Consider the following 1,659-nt stretch of genomic DNA (forward strand, 5'->3'; position numbering starts at 1 on the left):
CCGGAGCCTACCCCGGATCGGTTTGTTATTTCCGTTTATAGTGAGCGTGCCACCAAGCGTGAATAGCAGACTTGGCAACGCGCCGTTCCGGCGGGAAGTTTTGCGCGACTTCATCCGCGATCTGTTCGAAGGTCATCTGGTTGAACCGGGCTTCCACGAAGGCGCGCAACTCTGGATCAGCGGCAAGCTTCTTGGGGCGTCCGGGCCGGTGTTCGCGCAGGTGTTGCGAGGGTTGAACCGTGCGTTGAAGGCGGGCTTCAACAGGGGTTTCATGGCCAGCTTCAAGGGTTGCCAGAAGGGCTTCGGTTTCGCTTTCGAGACGCGCCACATCTGCTTTCACGTCCCGGCACATGGCAAGGATACCTTGGGCGGTTGCGATCCGCTCTGCATTTCTGGGCATGTGTTGCTCTGCCATGGTGCCTTCCTTTCAGGTGTAGACGGGGGCGCGCAGCCAGGCCCCCGCCTTGCTGGTCCCGGTTTCACCGTCCGGGGCCAGTGAACCGGCGCGGGCTTGCTTGACGCTCTCGCCGGTATCTCTTTTCAGCCCTTTGCCAATTCGCCCGGATCGATCCCCAGTTGCGCACAAATTGCGAGTTCTTCAGCGCTGCCCACCGTCGCGCCTTGCGTGTGCATGGTGCGGTTTACACTGGGGCCTTTGAACAGGTGACTGAAAGGTGCGGCGCTGGACTGGACGAAGCTTTCAACGCTTTCCGGGTCTTGCCCGCACAGGGCAACCGCCCAATCCTGCATGGCCGGGGTAATGTGGCCTTCGCGCATGGCGTCTTGCACGCGCGCGCGGGCTTGGGTTTCCGAATTCGTGGCCTTGCTGGTGACACGTTCGGCCATCAATTCGCGCACGGCCTCAATCGGCACGAACTTCGCCGGATCGGGCGTGACCTCGGACGCCGTGGCAGGACGTTCGCCCAGGGCGGAAAGAATGCCGTCTTCGGTCGCGTCTTCGGGCAGGTCAAGCGCCTTGGCGATCCGGGCAAAGGGGGGCGATGTGTCGGGCATGGGGTGCTCCTGTGCGCTGGCAAGTGCCTTGATGTGTAGGGCTGGCCTATGGACAAGGGACGCGCCCATAAGCCGTGTGATCCGTCCCTTCGCATCATGCGTGAACACGGGCGACAGATAGCGGTATTCGCGGTTCGCGATCATCTCGCGCGCGCGGGCCGTCCAGTCCACCTTGGCCCAGAAGCCTGACCGGGCGTCATAGAAGATCGACTTGATCCAGCCCGCAGCCGGGACAGGGCCATTGCCGCGCCGGGAGGCAGTAGCTGCACCGTATCAGGCACAGTTCCCCCCGGCAGTTCGCCGCATGTGGCGTGAACATGGGTCATGATCAGGCCGCGCTCAGGAAGGGCGTGACAAGCGGTTTCGCCGTGCCCTTCCATTCGTTCGAGTTGCCGCCGTCAATGGTGACGGGGCCATCTTCATCGCGCACCGGGTGTTCGGTATCGAAGAAGTTCTGGCCGTCATAGCACAGGGTATCGAAGCCAGCGGCCAGCAGGCCGAACACCACATGATCGGGGTGGATTGCAGCTTCATAGCCCATGCTCTGAATCATCGGCGCGAAGACGCCAAGGCGATCATCGGAAATATCGTCGCGGCTGATCGAAATGGTGCTTTCGAACTTGCGGTTCGTGATGGTGAAGCCAT

2 protein-coding genes and 1 pseudogene are annotated in these 1,659 nt (G+C 61.8%); all 3 read right to left on the reverse strand.

What is annotated here, in order from left to right; genetic code table 11:
* Nucleotides 1–25: 25 nt before the first annotated feature.
* A complete protein-coding gene (locus ACTZWY_RS19670) occupies nucleotides 26–415 on the reverse strand; it encodes a hypothetical protein (protein ID WP_444792400.1) in 390 nt (129 codons plus the stop codon).
* A 125-nt stretch (nucleotides 416–540) separates the two neighbouring features.
* Nucleotides 541–1,263, reverse strand: a pseudogene (locus ACTZWY_RS19675) (phage protease); the annotation flags it as partial.
* A gap of 79 nt (nucleotides 1,264–1,342) precedes the next feature.
* Nucleotides 1,343–1,659, reverse strand: a 317-nt coding sequence (locus tag ACTZWY_RS19680; RefSeq protein WP_444792401.1) for a Mu-like prophage major head subunit gpT family protein, incomplete at its 5' end; no start/stop codon positions are given.

This window comes from Roseinatronobacter sp. NSM (assembly GCF_052379845.1).
Lineage (GTDB): Bacteria > Pseudomonadota > Alphaproteobacteria > Rhodobacterales > Rhodobacteraceae > Roseinatronobacter.